General features: G+C 61.6%; 13 protein-coding genes and 1 pseudogene. 8 read left to right on the forward strand and 6 right to left on the reverse strand.

Features of this window, described 5'->3' with window-relative positions; all coding sequences use genetic code 11:
* Positions 1–93: 93 nt before the first annotated feature.
* Entirely contained in the window at positions 94–732 is a 639-nt protein-coding gene (locus FHT71_RS26260; RefSeq protein WP_132593386.1) for an EF-hand domain-containing protein, read from the forward strand.
* A gap of 45 nt (positions 733–777) precedes the next feature.
* On the opposite strand, the gene FHT71_RS26265 is transcribed toward FHT71_RS26260, so the two are convergent.
* Entirely contained in the window at positions 778–1,644 is an 867-nt protein-coding gene (locus tag FHT71_RS26265) for an LOG family protein (protein WP_183722720.1), read from the reverse strand.
* A 192-nt stretch (positions 1,645–1,836) separates the two neighbouring features.
* Between FHT71_RS26265 and dapD the strand changes: the two genes are divergently transcribed.
* From dapD to FHT71_RS26285, 4 genes are all read left to right on the forward strand, one after another.
* On the forward strand, positions 1,837–2,697 hold the full coding sequence (gene dapD, locus FHT71_RS26270) for a 2,3,4,5-tetrahydropyridine-2,6-dicarboxylate N-succinyltransferase (RefSeq protein WP_132593388.1): 861 nt from the start codon (positions 1,837–1,839) through the stop codon (positions 2,695–2,697).
* A gap of 158 nt (positions 2,698–2,855) precedes the next feature.
* On the forward strand, positions 2,856–4,049 hold the full coding sequence (gene dapE / locus FHT71_RS26275) for a succinyl-diaminopimelate desuccinylase (protein WP_132593390.1): 1,194 nt from the start codon (positions 2,856–2,858) through the stop codon (positions 4,047–4,049).
* The gene (locus FHT71_RS26280; RefSeq protein ID WP_132593392.1) at positions 4,036–4,632 is read left to right on the forward strand and encodes a hypothetical protein; all 597 of its coding nucleotides are present in this window, start codon (positions 4,036–4,038) and stop codon (positions 4,630–4,632) included. The genes dapE and FHT71_RS26280 overlap by 14 nt, the downstream gene beginning before the upstream one ends.
* Entirely contained in the window at positions 4,633–5,361 is a 729-nt protein-coding gene (locus FHT71_RS26285) for a serine hydrolase domain-containing protein (RefSeq protein WP_281040986.1), read from the forward strand.
* Here the strand turns inward: FHT71_RS26285 and truA are convergent.
* From truA to FHT71_RS26305, 4 genes are all read right to left on the reverse strand, one after another.
* Positions 5,300–6,112, reverse strand: coding sequence for a tRNA pseudouridine(38-40) synthase TruA (gene truA / locus FHT71_RS26290; protein ID WP_132593394.1), 813 nt, complete (start codon positions 6,110–6,112; stop codon positions 5,300–5,302). The two genes, FHT71_RS26285 and truA, sit on opposite strands and share 62 nt — an antisense overlap.
* Entirely contained in the window at positions 6,112–7,047 is a 936-nt protein-coding gene (gene fmt, locus FHT71_RS26295; RefSeq protein WP_132593396.1) for a methionyl-tRNA formyltransferase, read from the reverse strand. The genes truA and fmt overlap by 1 nt, the downstream gene beginning before the upstream one ends.
* A 111-nt stretch (positions 7,048–7,158) precedes the next feature.
* Positions 7,159–7,677: a peptide deformylase gene (def, locus tag FHT71_RS26300; protein ID WP_037084372.1), complete on the reverse strand. Its 519-nt coding sequence runs from the start codon at positions 7,675–7,677 to the stop codon at positions 7,159–7,161.
* 97 nt (positions 7,678–7,774) lie between these two features.
* The gene (locus FHT71_RS26305; RefSeq protein ID WP_183722722.1) at positions 7,775–9,271 is read right to left on the reverse strand and encodes a globin-coupled sensor protein; all 1,497 of its coding nucleotides are present in this window, start codon (positions 9,269–9,271) and stop codon (positions 7,775–7,777) included.
* Between the two features lie 197 nt (positions 9,272–9,468).
* Here FHT71_RS26305 and FHT71_RS26310 point away from each other — a divergent pair, with 197 nt between their 5' ends.
* From FHT71_RS26310 to FHT71_RS26320, 3 genes are all read left to right on the forward strand, one after another.
* A complete protein-coding gene (locus tag FHT71_RS26310) occupies positions 9,469–10,695 on the forward strand; it encodes a DNA recombination protein RmuC (RefSeq protein ID WP_183722724.1) in 1,227 nt (408 codons plus the stop codon).
* 47 nt (positions 10,696–10,742) lie between these two features.
* Positions 10,743–11,642, forward strand: a complete 900-nt coding sequence (locus tag FHT71_RS26315) for a ribokinase (RefSeq protein WP_007802069.1) — start codon at positions 10,743–10,745, stop codon at positions 11,640–11,642.
* A 219-nt stretch (positions 11,643–11,861) separates the two neighbouring features.
* On the forward strand, positions 11,862–14,201 hold the full coding sequence (locus FHT71_RS26320; protein ID WP_132593400.1) for a methyl-accepting chemotaxis protein: 2,340 nt from the start codon (positions 11,862–11,864) through the stop codon (positions 14,199–14,201).
* A 90-nt stretch (positions 14,202–14,291) separates the two neighbouring features.
* Here FHT71_RS26320 and FHT71_RS31240 read toward each other — a convergent pair.
* Positions 14,292–14,482, reverse strand: a pseudogene (locus tag FHT71_RS31240) (group II intron reverse transcriptase/maturase); the annotation flags it as partial.

Below are 14,482 nucleotides of genomic sequence, written 5' to 3' on the forward strand. Positions count from 1 at the left end.
CCAGCTTACCGATCTTTAATTGGGCGATTTGTCACATCGGCCCTACCCTTTCGTCTGTGATCCCATTGCGATTGCACATTGAAAGGAGCTGAAATGTCTCGGAACAAACTGATACTGGCCGCACTCTCCTCCGTCATGATCGTCGGTGCCGCAGCCGGCACCAGTTTTGCTGCGTCTCACGACAAGAAGCATCATCCGCCTCGCCCGCAACACGGCATGGGCATGATGATGGGACCGCGCATGGGCGCGATCCGTGAAGTCATCTTCGTTCGCATGCTGAAGCAGTTCGACACGAACAAGGACGGCCAGATTTCCAAGCAGGAAGCCAAGGACGGCATGGAGGCAATCTTCATTGCCATCGATACCGACAAGGACGGCTCGCTGACGCCGGGCGAAATCCGCAAATACCGCGAAGCCCAGATCGCCAAGGCGAAAGCCCCCGCCGATGACGCCACGGATGACGATGCTACGCCGATGGCGCCGCCGCCGGATGCCGACAACGCCCAGCCAGCCCCACCGCAACCCGGCCCCGACGGCCGACCGGATCGCCGTGGCCTGCATGGCGGCATGATGCGAGGCATGATGATGATGCAACGCTTCGACACCGACGAGAACGGCCAGATTTCCAAGGAGGAAGCCGAAGCCGCGTTCGACAAGTTCTTCACCTGGATGGACCACAACAAGGACGGCGTGATCTCGCTCGACGACATGCCGGATCGCCCGTTCCCGTAAGCAAGCACTTACCGAGACCAAAGCCCGCCACCCTTGGCGGGCTTCCTATTCGTGCCGCTCGTAAAAATCCTCGATGATCTTCCACGCTGCATCGGCAGTGTCGACGAAGCTGATCAGATCGACATCGTCCGGCGCAATCGTTCCGAACTCCGCAAGCGCCTCGAAATTGACGATGCTCCTCCAGAACTTTTCACCGAACAGGATGAGCGGCATCTTTTCCATGCGGCCGGTCTGAATCAGCGTCAGGCACTCGAAGAATTCGTCGAGAGTGCCGAAGCCGCCGGGAAAGACAGCGATTGCCTTAGCGCGCACCATGAAGTGCATCTTGCGGATCGCGAAATAATGGAAATTGAAGCTCAGCTCCGGTGTCACGTAGACGTTCGGCGCCTGTTCGTGCGGGAGCACGATGTTGAGGCCGATCGAGGGCGCGCCCTCATCGGCCGCGCCGCGATTGCCGGCTTCCATGACACCAGGGCCACCGCCGGTGACGATCACATATTCACGAAAATCGAAGCCGGCCGAATATTTCGAGCATAGCCGAGCAAACTTGCGCGCCTCGTCGTAGTAGACCGATGCCGCCTCAAGGTTGGCGCGCTGCACCTCATTGCGTGCTGCCCAGGCGCTTTGGCCCGGAGCGGGAATGCGAGCGCCGCCAAACATCACGACTGTCGACCGGATGCCGCGTTCAGCCAGCATCATCTCGACCTTCAACAATTCGAGTTGCAGCCGGATCGGCCGCAGTTCCTCGCGACACAGAAACTCTTCGTCGGCATAGGCAAGGCGATAGGACGGCGACAGCGTTTGCGGCGTTTTCGGCACAGCTTCTGCGCGGTGCTTGTCGGTTGCGCTCGTCTTCAGCGGGTCCCAGACGCCGTCCTTGCGCCGCAGCCTGCCGTTTCTTGCCTTTGCCATGTCGAAATGCCTTTCAGTACAGCCGGCCAACACTGCCGGTATGTCGTTTCATGCTTGAATCGGGAGAATTACTATGCCCCGAAAAATCATTCCATTTTACCCTTGCATGCGATAGAGCAGATCGCATCCCGCCAATCACAATTCCCGGAGGCTTCGGTCTCCACGATAGAGACCGAAGTTTAAGGAATTCCCATGAGCGCCACCGACCTTTCTTCCCTCGAAAAGACCATCGAAGCGGCCTTCGACAACCGTGACAACGTCAATACGTCGACGAAGGGTGAGGTTCGCGACGCGGTCGAAGCAGCACTCGAACTTCTCGACGGCGGTAAGGCGCGCGTTGCCGAGCGTGGTAGCGACGGCGCCTGGAAGGTCAATCAGTGGCTGAAGAAGGCCGTGCTTCTCTCGTTCCGCCTGAATGACATGGAAGTCATCAAGGGTGGTTCGGGCAATTCGACCTGGTGGGACAAGGTGCCGTCCAAGTTCGAGGGGTGGGGCGAAAACCAGTATCGCGCCGCCGGCTTCCGCGCCGTTCCGAACTGCGTCGTGCGCCGCTCGGCCTACATCGCCAAGAACGTCGTGCTGATGCCGTCCTTCGTCAACCTCGGCGCCTTCGTCGACGAAGGCACGATGGTCGATACCTGGGCGACTGTCGGCTCTTGCGCCCAGATCGGCAAGCATGTGCATCTCTCGGGCGGCGTCGGCATCGGCGGCGTTCTGGAGCCGATGCAGGCCGGCCCGACGATCATCGAAGACAACTGCTTCATCGGCGCTCGTTCGGAAGTCGTTGAAGGCTGCATCATCCGCGAGGGCTCGGTTCTCGGCATGGGCGTCTATATCGGCAAATCGACCAAGATCGTCGATCGCGCCACCGGCGAAGTCATGTACGGCGAAGTGCCGCCCTACTCGGTGGTCGTCGCAGGCTCGATGCCATCGGGCAATGCCACCATGGCCAACGGCCTGCCGGCGCCGCATCTCTACTGCGCCGTCATCGTCAAGCGCGTCGACGAAAAGACCCGCTCGAAGACCGGCATCAACGAACTGCTACGCGACTGACAAGTCTTGAGGTTCCAGCGGTCTGCGTGTCCCGGGCGATACGCACCGCCCGAACGCTGACGGTCGGACTTGATCCGGCAAAATGACGGCACATTTCAACAAGGCGGCATCGCCGCCTTGCCTTTTCTTTGCCACCACCGCTGGATAGTTCCACTCCCATGACCGCTACCGATCCCGTCGCCAATCTTCAGACCCTGATTCGCTGCCCGTCCGTCACGCCCGCCGAGGGCGGCGCGCTTTCGGCACTCGAGGCGATGCTGTCGCCGCTTGGCTTCAAGGTGGACAAGGTGAAGGCGACTGCGCCGGGAACACCCGATATCGAGAACCTCTATGCACGGCTTGGCGATGACGGCCCACACCTGATGTTTGCCGGGCATACCGATGTGGTCCCCGTTGGCGACGAAGCCGCCTGGACACACGCGCCCTTTGCCGCCGAGATCGCGAACGGTGAATTGTTCGGGCGTGGCGCCGTCGACATGAAGGGCGGCGTTGCCTGCTTTGTTGCGGCCATCGCGCGCCATATCGAAAAGCATGGCGCGCCGAGGGGTTCGGTCTCTTTCCTGATCACTGGCGACGAGGAAGGCCCGGCGATCAACGGCACGATCAAACTATTGAAATGGGCAGCCGAACGCGGCGAACGCTGGGATGCTTGCCTCGTCGGCGAGCCGACCAACCCCGATAAGCTTGGCGACATGATCAAGATCGGCCGCCGCGGCTCGCTCTCCGGCAAGATCACCGTGCACGGCGTCCAGGGCCATGCCGCCTATCCGCATTTGGCCGACAACGCGGTGCGCGGCATCCTGCAGCTGACGCAAGCACTGATGGACCCGCCGTTCGACGGCGGCACCGACAACTTCCAGCCATCCAACCTCGAAGTGACGACAATCGACGTCGGCAATCCGGCGACGAACGTCGTGCCTGCCAAGGCGACGGCGAGCTTCAACATCCGTTTCAACGACACCTGGACCGCCGAGAGCCTGCAGCAGGAGATCCTACGCCGGCTCGATGCCGCCGCGGACGAAGGCGTGCTGCGCCCCGGCCGTGCGCCGCTCAAGTACGACATCATCTGGGCGGAGCGGCCGAGCCACGTCTTCCTGACGCGCAACAATGCGCTGATCGCCTCGCTTTCTTCCGCCGTCGAGAGCGTCACCGGCCAGTCGCCGAAGCTCTCCACCACAGGCGGCACCTCCGACGCCCGTTTCATCAAGGATTATTGCCCCGTCGTCGAATTCGGTCTCGTCGGCCAGACCATGCACATGGTCGATGAACGCGTCGCTGTTTCCGACCTCGACCGACTCACGGTAATCTATGAAACCTTCATCGAGCGCTGGTTTGCGAATGCCGGGCTTTAGGGAAGTTCAGTACTATCTCGCCGGAATCTGGCTGCTGATCCGCATGGATCCGCGTGGCTTCCGTTTCCTCGACATGTCGGAGCGCGGCGTCAACCGTTCGTTCTGGGCGATCTTCTGGTGCCTGCCGCCGATGGGAATCTCGTGGCTCTGGTGGCGCCAGGCCTTCCTGCAGACGATGCCGCCGCATACCAATGTCGGCGCCCTCTTCTATTTCCGGCTCGGGCTTGTCGAAGCCGCCAATTGGTTCGTCCCGCTGGTCTTTGCGGGCTTGTTACTGCTCGCCTTCAAGAAGGGCGAGCGTTTCGCGCCCGTTATCGTCAGCGTCAATTGGCTGGGCGTGCCGCTCTCCTACATCAACGGGTTGATGCTCGCGCTGGTCTTCTTCCTGCCACAGGTGGTCGGTCTCGTCTCGCTGCTGCTCTTGGCCTTCATGCTTGCGCAAGTCTTTGCGATCGCACGCATCCTGAGGATGATCTTCTACGGCCAAGGCCTGATGGTCGGCGCACTCACACTGGTGCTGCTTGTGCCATCGCTGATGCTGTCGGAATACCTGCAGCGCTTTCTGGGCATCTATCCAATATAGATCCGCCCGAATCGTTCTAGGCGCTATTCGATCTCGATGGATGTGCTCGGCGGCGTCATCGAAAAAGAGACCGGCGGCCCGCTGGGCGAAGCAGTCGCCGCGCTCGTCACGCAACCGCTCGGACTTTCCGATACCGCGTTTCATGTAACGGATCGCGGTCGTCTTGCCGTCCCCTACAAGAATGCGACGCCGGGACCCGAGCCGATGGCGTGCGAGGATTCGGTCGTCACCTCTTCCGGCGTGATCCGCTATTCCACGGAGCGCGTCCTCGATCCTCACAGCTATCACTCCGCCAGCGGCGGCATGGCAGGCACAGCCGAGGACATCCTCGCCATACTCGAAACCGTTAGACGTGGCGGAGCGCCGCTGCTTGATGCAGACACCGTTTCCGCAATGGTCCACGACCAGACGAACGGCCTTACTGAGCTTGCGCGACCCGGGCTAGGTTTCGGCTACGGCTGGGCTGTTGTCACCGATCCGGACCACTCCGACTTGCCGCTGGCGCGGGGAGCGCTCCAGTGGGGCGGCGTCTACGGCCACTCATGGTTCGTCGATCGGGAAAGGAAACTGACAGTGGTGGCGCTTACGAACACAGCGCTCGAAGGATTGTTCGGCGCCTTCCCGCTGGATATCGGCAAGGCCATCTATCGGGGCGCTGTAGGCCGGGTCATGATAGGTCGTCACCGTCATCGCTGTCGCCGCCCACCAGCCGCGGGCGGCGATCGGTGATCACCGCCGGATAATCCACCTGCATGAAGTAAAGTCCATCCGGGGGTGCAACGGGACCGCAGGCCTTGCGGTCGCGGGCATCCAGCGCGGCACGGACATCGTTCGGCGTCCATTTGCCCTCGCCCGCAAGCTTCAGTGTTCCCGCGAAAGAACGGATCTGGTTATGCAGGAAGCTTTGGGCGGTGGCGCGAATCTCGATCAATTCGCCGTTTCTTGTCACGTCCAGCCGATCGAGCGTGCGGATCGGACTGTTGGCCTGGCAATGGGCGGAGCGGAACGTCGAGAAATCGTGCTTGCCGACCAATGCCTGCGCCGCTGCATGCATGGCCTCGTGATCGAGCGGCTTCGGCACCCACCAGGCCTTACCGGCCTCAAGCGCCAATGGCGCGCGACGGCTGATGATGCGATAAAGATAGTGGCGCCGCAGTGCCGAGAAGCGGGCATCAAAGAACTCGCTTGCCGCTTCCACACTGATGATCGCGACGCGCTCGCCGGCCAGCTTGAGATGGGCGTTCAGCGCGTTTTGAAGCTTGAAAGGCAACCATTCCCTGGCAAGATCGGCATGAATAACCTGACCTGTAGCATGAACGCCGGAATCGGTTCGGCCCGCCCCACGGATCGATACCGTCTCACCGCTTGCCGACAGGATCGCCTTCTCGATCGCGCCCTGAACGGAAGGTCCGTTTTCCTGCCGCTGCCAGCCGACGTAAGGACCACCGTCATATTCGACGATCATGCGATAGCGATGCATCAGGACAGCCTCGTGCCAGATGCGAGCGATGTCCCACGCAGGAAGTCGGCAGTCGGCAACTGCTTGCCGCCGGCCTTCTGCAATCTAGTCAGGCGAACGGCGCCGGTTCCGCAGGCAACGACAAGATCGTCTGTCAGCACTTCGCCGGCGCTGCCGCTGCCTTGCGCAAGCTCCGAGGCCAACACCTTGACACGCTCAGGCTTGTCGCCAATTGCCACTTCGAGCCATGCGCCCGGAAATGGCGCCAGACCGCGAATGTGGTTATGGACATCTATAGCGTCTCGCGAGAAGTCGATCCGCGTCTCGCCCTTGTCGATCTTGGCGGCGTAGAGCACGCCGTCCGAAGGCTGCGGCGTCAGGGGAAGATTGCCCGTCTCGAGCTTGACCATTGCCTCAGCCATCGCCTTGGCGCCGACATGCATCAGCGCGTCGTGCAACTCCCCGGCCGTAGTGTTCGCGCCGATCTCGACTTCGCTGGTGAGGGCCACCGGGCCGGTGTCCAGGCCCTTGTCCATCTTCATCACCATCATGCCGGTCGTCTGATCGCCGGCCATGATCGCCCGCTGGATCGGTGCAGCACCCCGCCACCGCGGCAGCAGCGAGGCATGACCATTATAGCAGCCGTAGCGCGTACCGGTCAGGATCGCCTCCGGCAGCAGCAAGCCATAGGCCACGACAACGGCAACGTCCGCATCGTGAGCCTTGAAGCGTTCGCGTTCTTCCGGATCCTTGAAATTCACTGGCGTAAAGACGGGGATACCGAGCAGTTCGGCAGCCTGATGCACAGGTGACTTCTGCAGATCGAGGCCACGTCGTCCGCCCGGCCTTGGCGGTTGGCTGTAGACAGCGAGGATCGTATGCCCGGCATCGACCAACGCTCGCAAAGTCGGAACGGAGAATTCGGGCGTACCCATGAAGATGATGCGAAGCGACATTTTATCCCGCCATGTTTCCGGTCAGCCTCTTCAAACGGGGTTTCGAGCGTCAGATCAAGCCGTCGGATCGCAATCGGCGCACCGCAAGCCGGCTGCCGGCGCAACTCAGAGCTAGAGCGCCTTCGCCGACTTCGCCGCCTTGGTGAACTTCTTGATCACCATGTCTCGCTTGAGGCGAGAGATGTGGTCGATGAAGAGTACGCCATTCAGGTGATCGATCTCATGCTGCAGGCAGGTCGCGAGCAGGCCGTCGGCCTGCACCGTCTGCTCCTTGCCGTCTCGGTCGAGATATTTCACGGTGACGGCCGCCGGGCGTTCGACTTCGGCATAGTAATCAGGGATGGAAAGGCATCCCTCCTCATACACCGAGCGCTCGTCGGACGATGCGAGGATCTCCGGATTGACGAATACGAGGGGCTGCTTCTCTTCGCCTTCACGGGAAACGTCAATGACCAGCATACGGCGCGGCACGCCGATCTGGATGGCAGCAAGGCCGATACCTGGCGCGTCATACATGGTTTCAAGCATGTCGTCGGCAAGGCGCTGGAAATCGGCATCGACGCGCTCGATCAGCTTGGAAACCTGACGAAGCAGCGGATCGGGGAGAATGATGAGTGGCTTGATGGTCATGGCGTTCCCATAACGCATCTTTTTCCAGGATGGAATTATCCGGTAGGCGGGTGGAGCGCTTTTTTACGCTCCAGCCCGGAATTTAGCCGCATTCCCGTCAGGCGGCGCGGCGCGGAGCGGCTATCGAACGATGTCCGACGCCCGTGCGGAAGCGCTGCAGCAGCGCCACCAGATTATCGACCTCGCCGCGAAGGCGCCGTGTCTCGGCTGAGGTATTCTCGACCATACCCGAGTTCTGCTGCGTGATCGTGTCCATGTTGCGAATGGCGACGCTGACCTCGTTGACACCGGTAGCCTGATCGCGTGCCGCGGCGGCGATATCGGCAACGAAGCGGTTGATGATATCGATGCGGTTGATCATGTCGTTCAGTGCCTCGCCGGTGCTGCTGACGATGTCGACCCCTTCGTTCACCTGTGACGAGCTTTCCGAAATCAGGTTCTTGATCTCCTTGGCCGCATCGGCGGTGCGTTGCGCGAGTTGGCGGACTTCTTGAGCCACAACGGCAAAACCTTTGCCTGCGTCGCCGGCACGCGCAGCTTCAACGCCGGCGTTCAGCGCCAGCAGGTTCGTCTGGAAGGCAATCTCATCGATCACACCGATGATCTTTGCGATCTCGGTCGATGACTTTTCGATGCCGGCCATCGCGGAAACGGCGCTGGTGACGAGTTCGCCCGAACTCTTGGCCTTCTGTTGTGTCTCGCGAACAGCACCGGATGCCTTTTCGGCGTTTGCGGCCGTCTGGCCGACGCTGACCGAGAGTTGCTGCAGTGCCGCCGAGCTTTCCTCGACGCCGGCGGCTTGCTGCGCCGTGCGCAATGCAAGATCATCCGAGGCCTTGGCAATCACGTCCGTGCCCCGCAGGATTTCACCCGAAGTTGCCCGTACCGACGCGAAGGACGTACGAAGAGCAGCGACCGCGCGATTGTAATCGTCGGCCATGCCCTTGAAATTGCCGGGGAGGTCGGGCGGTAGCGTCGCCTCGAGATCGCCGTTCGAAAGCGCTTCCAGGCTGCGGCGAAGATGATCGAGGGCGATTGCCTGATCCTGCTCGGCTTTCGCCCGCTCTTCGTCCAGCTTGCGGCGCTTCTCTTCAAGTGCTTCGAGGTAGACCGAGATCGAGTAATCCATATCGAGCATCGCGGCCTTGATAACGGCGGCGAGCTTCTCGGCCAGCACCTTGCCCTGCTGCCTGGCGAACATCGAGGGCCACTGCTTGGCCATGAGGCCCTTCACGAGTTCGCTCATCAGCAAGGCATAGCCACCGATGTACCAGCGCGGTTCGAGGCCGATGCGGGCATGCGTCTTGCCAACCGCAACCACGCCTTTCACATAGGCCTCGTCGAAGTTGCCGCCGGCCAGATTGGCCCAGTGATCTTCCTGGCGCTTCTTGGCGTGCCCCATATGCGCCTTGTCGGCAAAGAAGCCCGCGACCTCGGATGTCTTCGCCAGCTTCGCGTAGAACTTGTCGAGGGCGCCGCCGAGCAGCTCCGCGATCGCCGGGCGCATCTCGCGAAGCGCCGTGCGGGCTCCATCATCCAACTCGATGAAATCGAGGCGTTGCTTGAGCGCGCTGTCGGACTGCTGGCTGGTCATGATGTCTCTGCTTTGCGATTGATGCTGAAAGGAAAATTGAGCAGAGCTTTTGCTCAATATGGTTGAGCAATGGTTAAATGCGCTTCCGATTCGTCAGCTGCCGTTTGCTCTCTGATGTCATCTAGTTTGCCGGAAAGCTTGTGGGTTGTTCACGTTTTGATCTGGATATCTCATTTGAGTTTGCTATTGTTGCCAGCATGAACACCAGCTCTGAGTCGTTTCTCCTCGCCCTGTCGCAGATAAGCCCCGCCATGCTGGCCCTTGCCGGAGGCGCAATCGCCGCGCTGATCCTGCTTCTGGCCGTCCTCCTTGTCCGCAGCGGACAGGTGCGGCGCGAGCAGGCCGAGGTCGCGAACCTTCGTGCCGCCGAGACGGACGCCCGCATGGCCGAGCTTCTGAAGATCCAGGCCGAGATCCATGGGCGCATGTCGACGATGGCCGAAGTGTTCGGCTCGAGGCAGTCCGAACTCAACCAGGCGATCAACCAGCGCCTGGACGGAATGTCGCAGCGCGTCAGCACGACGATCAGTGAACAGACCAAATCGACGCACGAGAACCTGCAAAGGCTGCAGGAGCGTCTTGCCGTCATCGATGCCGCCCAGAGCAATATCCAGACGCTGGCGAAGGACGTCGTCGGTCTGCAGGCGATCCTCTCCAACAAGCAGACGCGCGGCGCTTTCGGCCAATCACGCATGGAGACGATTGTCGCCGATGGCCTGCCGATGGGCGCCTATGCATTCCAGCAAACGCTGTCCAACGGCTCGCGTCCCGACTGCACGATCCGCATGCCGAACGGCGCGCCGCCGCTGGTGATCGACGCGAAATTCCCGCTCGAAGCCTGGAACGCGATCCGAGACGCGGGCGGACCGGATGGAGCCAAGGTTGCGTCGCAGCAGTTCCGCCGCGACATGGAGACGCATATCCGCGACATCTCGGAGAAATACCTGATCCAGGGGGAGACGCAGGACACAGCCTTCATGTTCGTGCCGTCGGAATCGATCTTTGCCGAGATCCATGAGAATTTCGAAGCGATCGTGCAGAAGGCACACCGGTCGCGCATCGTCATCGTGTCACCTTCGCTGCTGATGCTCTCCATCCAGGTCATTCAGGCCGTGCTGAAGGATCAGCGAATGCGGGCCCAGGCGCATGTCATTCAGGGCGAGGTCGCGAGCTTGATGGACGATCTCGGCCGCCTCGACGAGCGCGTGCGCAAGCTGCAGAGCCATTTTTCCATGACCCAGAGGGATGTCGACCAGATCCTTACCTCCACCGATAAGCTCACCAAGCGCGGCGCGAAGATCGAGGCTCTGGAATTCGAGGGCGGCGACAGCGGCAAGGCCACGGCACGAGATAATGACCCGGCGCCGAAATCCGTCGACAGCCGCAGCGGGCTTCTCAAGCTCAGGGTGGTTGACGACGAGTAAGGCCTTCGGGCAGTGTCGCGCCTAAGAAAAGCATCGGACGGGACACCATGATCACAGTTTTCGGCTCCATCAATATGGACCTCATCGCCACCACGGCGCGCTTGCCGAAGCCCGGCGAAACGGTCGCTGGCAATGGCTTCTCGACGGCGGCAGGCGGCAAGGGCGCCAACCAGGCGCTTGCCGCGCGACGCGCCGGGCGCACCGTTCACATGGCAGGCGCCGTCGGTCGGGATGGCTTCGCAGAGCCGGCGCTCGTATTGCTGAAGGAGGCCGGCACGGGGCTTGAAACCGTCAAGCAGGTCGACGAGCCGACCGGAACCGCGCTGATCCTGGTCGGTGGCGACGGCGAAAACATGATTGCTGTTGTGCCCGGTGCGAACGGCACGATGACGCCGGGCGATGCCGATGCAGCGATCGATGCCATGAACAAAGGCGACATCCTGATGCTTCAGCTCGAAGTGCCGGTTCCGGCCGTCGAGCGGGCGCTGGCCGATGCCCGCGCCAAAGGCGTGACGACCGTGCTCAACCTTGCCCCACTGATCGACGATGCGCCGCGCCTCGGCCGCCTTTCCGATATTGTGATTGCTAACGAAACAGAGTTCGAGCGCCTCGCCGGCCAGGAAAACATGGGGGCAGATGATCGCGAAGCCGCACTGAAACGGCTGAATGCGGAAACTGGGCAGACCTTGATCGTAACGCTCGGCGCAGACGGCGTGATCGCGATCCGCAATGGTGTCATTTCCCGTGCCAAGGGGTTGAAGATCGAGCCCGTCGATACGGTCGGCGCCGGTGACACCTTCTGCGGCTACTTCGCGGCGAGCCTGGACGAAGGGCTGGATTTCGAGGCCTCCCTGCGGCGTGCGGCCGTCGCCGGCTCGCTCGCTTGCCTGAAGCAGGGCGCCCAGCCATCGATCCCCTCGAACGCCGAAGTCGCAAACGAGCTATAGGGCAATTCGTCCCGCGACATAGCGTAGCGGCTTGCCTCAGGTTCCATCGATTTTCGTTGGATTTCATTCAAATTTAAGAGGTTTCCGACGATGTTCCAGCATCACCGGATCTCTCCCAGGGACCGGCTTCTGTAACCGCTGCTCCATGAGGGGGCGACGCCCTTCTCCCTGTGCCGATGAATGCCCTCGTCCGGCACATCCTTGCTCCCCGAGGAATCCATGTTCGTCTTTCGCATGAAATCGCTTGCAGCCAAGCTTATCCTCATTACCGGCATTGCCATCGCCCTCGTCCTCCTCGTTTCCAACTTCTTTCTCATCGGTGAGACGCGCAACCGCGTCCAGACACTCACCATGGACCAGGCCAATCTGGAAGCGAAGTCGATCGCCAACGAGGTCGCCTCTTCCGTCGGTGAACTGGCAGGGGCGGCACGCTCCATGGCTGGCGCGATCGGCCGCGGTCAGGAGGGCAAATATCTCGACCGCAAGGCGGTTCTCGACATGCTGAAGGCAAACGTCGAGCGTAACCAGTTCGCCTTCGGTAGCTGGTTCGCCGAAGAGCCGAACGCCTTCGACGGACAGTCGGCCAGCATGGCTGGCAAAATCGACTTCGGTGCCGCGAAGGATGGTACTTTCAACCCGTACTGGACGAAGAGCAAGGATGGCGGCTTCACCTTCTCCACGTTCGAGTCCGACTACAAGGCTGCCTGGTACGCGCTCGCCGCGCAGAGCATGAAGGGAGCGCTCACGCCGCCCTATGCTGAGACGACGACCGGCGAGAATACGGCGATGACCTCGATCGCCTATCCGGTCGTGTCCGGCGGCAAGCTGATCGGCGTCGGCGGCGTCGATATCTCGCTGAAATCGCTCCGCGACAAGCTCTCGACGCTCCACCCCTTCGGCTCCGGCCGCGTCACGCTACTCTCGCAGACCGGCAAATGGATCGTCGCGCCGATCGCCGATCTCTCGATGAAGGATTATGACGGCGAAGGCGCGGATGCGGTGAAGAGTGCGCTCTCGACGCTGCAGCCTGCGGTCGTCAAGAACCTGACTTTCGACGGCTACGAACCCTTCGACCGCGTCGTCTATCCCTTCGCCCTGCCCGACGTGAACACGACATGGGTGATCCTCGTAGACGTGCCACACACTGCCATCAACGCGCCCGTTCAGGATCAGACCCTTATGATGGTCGTCGCAGGCATCCTCGTGCTTACCGCAGTCATGATCGCCCTCTACTTCGCGGTCCGCGCGTTCGTTCAGCGCCCGATTGGTGGTCTTGTCGCCAGCGTCAAGGCGCTCAGCGACGGGAAGTACGAGCATCCGGTTGCCGGCCAGGGTCGCGCCGACGAAATCGGCTCCGTTGCTAAGGCCCTTGAAGGCTTCCGCTTTGCCCTCGCCGACACGCAGCGCCTTGAAGCCGAGGCGAACAACCAGCGTGACGCAGCTGAGGCCGAGCGCGGCCGGTCGGAGGCGGAGCGGCAGCAGTCGGTTACGCTGCAGCGTCACATCGTCTCGATCGTCGGCTCCGGCCTGTCGGAGCTGTCGCAAGGCAATCTCGGCCATCGCATCACCGAGGACTTCCCTGGCGAATACGCCAAGCTGAAGCAGGATTTCAACGCGGCGCTCGAAAGCCTCGAGGAAACCATCAAGACGATGAATCTCAGCGTCGTGAACATCGGCTCCGGTACGAGTGAAATCAGCGGCAGCGCCTCCGATCTCGCCAAGCGCACCGAGCAGCAGGCAGCAAGCCTGGAAGAAACAGCGGCAGCGCTCAACGAGCTCACCGCACAGGTTAATTCGAGCGCCGAGAATGCCCGTACCGCTGCCGATAACGTCAACCTCGCCTGCGAGGATGCGGAGAAGTCGGGCGAAGTGGTGCGCAAAGCGATTGCTTCGATGCAGGGTATCGAGCAATCCTCCACCGAGGTTTCGCGCATCATCGGCGTCATCGATGAGATCGCGTTCCAGACCAACCTGCTGGCGCTGAATGCCGGTGTCGAAGCAGCACGTGCCGGTGAAGCCGGCAAGGGCTTTGCCGTCGTCGCGCAGGAAGTCCGCGAGCTGGCGCAGCGGTCCGCCAATGCCGCGAAGGAGATCAAGACGCTCATCAACACCTCGGCCGTGCAGGTCAAGGAAGGCGTCGATCTGGTTGGCCGCGCCGGCGACACGCTGCACAAGATCTCCGAGCAGGTGATGGGTATCAATGGCCTCATCCGCCAGATCTCTGCCTCGGCCAGCGAACAGGCGATCGGCCTCAAGGAGATCAACCAGGCCATGAACCAGATGGACCAGGTTACCCAGCAGAACGCCGCCATGGTCGAGGAAACGACGGCAGCCAGCGTCACGCTCAACGATGAAGCCCAGACGCTGAAGCAACTCGTGACACGCTTCCGCGTATCCGGCATGGGTCACGCTGCGGCACTGCGCTCGACGGCTCAGCAAATGCGCGCGCCAACCGGCGCACCGACGTATCGCCAGGCAGCAGCAGCGGCACCACGGCGCGCGGTTCCTCAAACGCACGGCTCAGCAGCGCTTGCCCAGGACAACTGGGAAGAGTTCTAAGCCGGATTCGACCACCTGAATCGGGTAGGAGGGAGCCTTGCGGCGTCCCTCCTCCCACACGACCGTGCGAACGGTTCCGTACAGGGCGGTTCATGAAGCGTTGTTTAGACGTCTGAGTTCCTGCTGGAGAGAGATCAGCCCGCATTGGTCAAAGAAAGCCTTGCGGAAGGCATCGTTCATGTGGCGGGCCCCGGCATTCCACCAGGGGCCGCGGCCATTGCAGGCCGATCCACATGCACGCTGTTCCGTCAGACCCCGCTGCATCAACCGCATGGCCCGCG

The organism is Rhizobium sp. BK060 (assembly GCF_014193145.1).
Classification (GTDB): Bacteria; Pseudomonadota; Alphaproteobacteria; order Rhizobiales; family Rhizobiaceae; genus Rhizobium.

Bases quoted from the DNA above. Each gene is read 5' to 3' on its own strand.
- FHT71_RS26260 (WP_132593386.1), top strand. From the start codon at position 94: ATGTCTCGGAACAAACTGATACTGGCCGCACTCTCCTCCGTCATGATC.
- def (WP_037084372.1), bottom strand. From the start codon at position 7,677: ATGACCATCAAGCCACTCATCATTCTCCCCGATCCGCTGCTTCGTCAG.
- FHT71_RS26315 (WP_007802069.1), top strand. From the start codon at position 10,743: ATGATCACAGTTTTCGGCTCCATCAATATGGACCTCATCGCCACCACG.
- dapE (WP_132593390.1), top strand. From the start codon at position 2,856: ATGACCGCTACCGATCCCGTCGCCAATCTTCAGACCCTGATTCGCTGC.
- FHT71_RS26320 (WP_132593400.1), top strand. From the start codon at position 11,862: ATGTTCGTCTTTCGCATGAAATCGCTTGCAGCCAAGCTTATCCTCATT.
- FHT71_RS26280 (WP_132593392.1), top strand. From the start codon at position 4,036: ATGCCGGGCTTTAGGGAAGTTCAGTACTATCTCGCCGGAATCTGGCTG.
- fmt (WP_132593396.1), bottom strand. From the start codon at position 7,047: ATGTCGCTTCGCATCATCTTCATGGGTACGCCCGAATTCTCCGTTCCG.
- truA (WP_132593394.1), bottom strand. From the start codon at position 6,112: ATGCATCGCTATCGCATGATCGTCGAATATGACGGTGGTCCTTACGTC.
- FHT71_RS26305 (WP_183722722.1), bottom strand. From the start codon at position 9,271: ATGACCAGCCAGCAGTCCGACAGCGCGCTCAAGCAACGCCTCGATTTC.
- FHT71_RS26265 (WP_183722720.1), bottom strand. From the start codon at position 1,644: ATGGCAAAGGCAAGAAACGGCAGGCTGCGGCGCAAGGACGGCGTCTGG.
- dapD (WP_132593388.1), top strand. From the start codon at position 1,837: ATGAGCGCCACCGACCTTTCTTCCCTCGAAAAGACCATCGAAGCGGCC.
- FHT71_RS26310 (WP_183722724.1), top strand. From the start codon at position 9,469: ATGAACACCAGCTCTGAGTCGTTTCTCCTCGCCCTGTCGCAGATAAGC.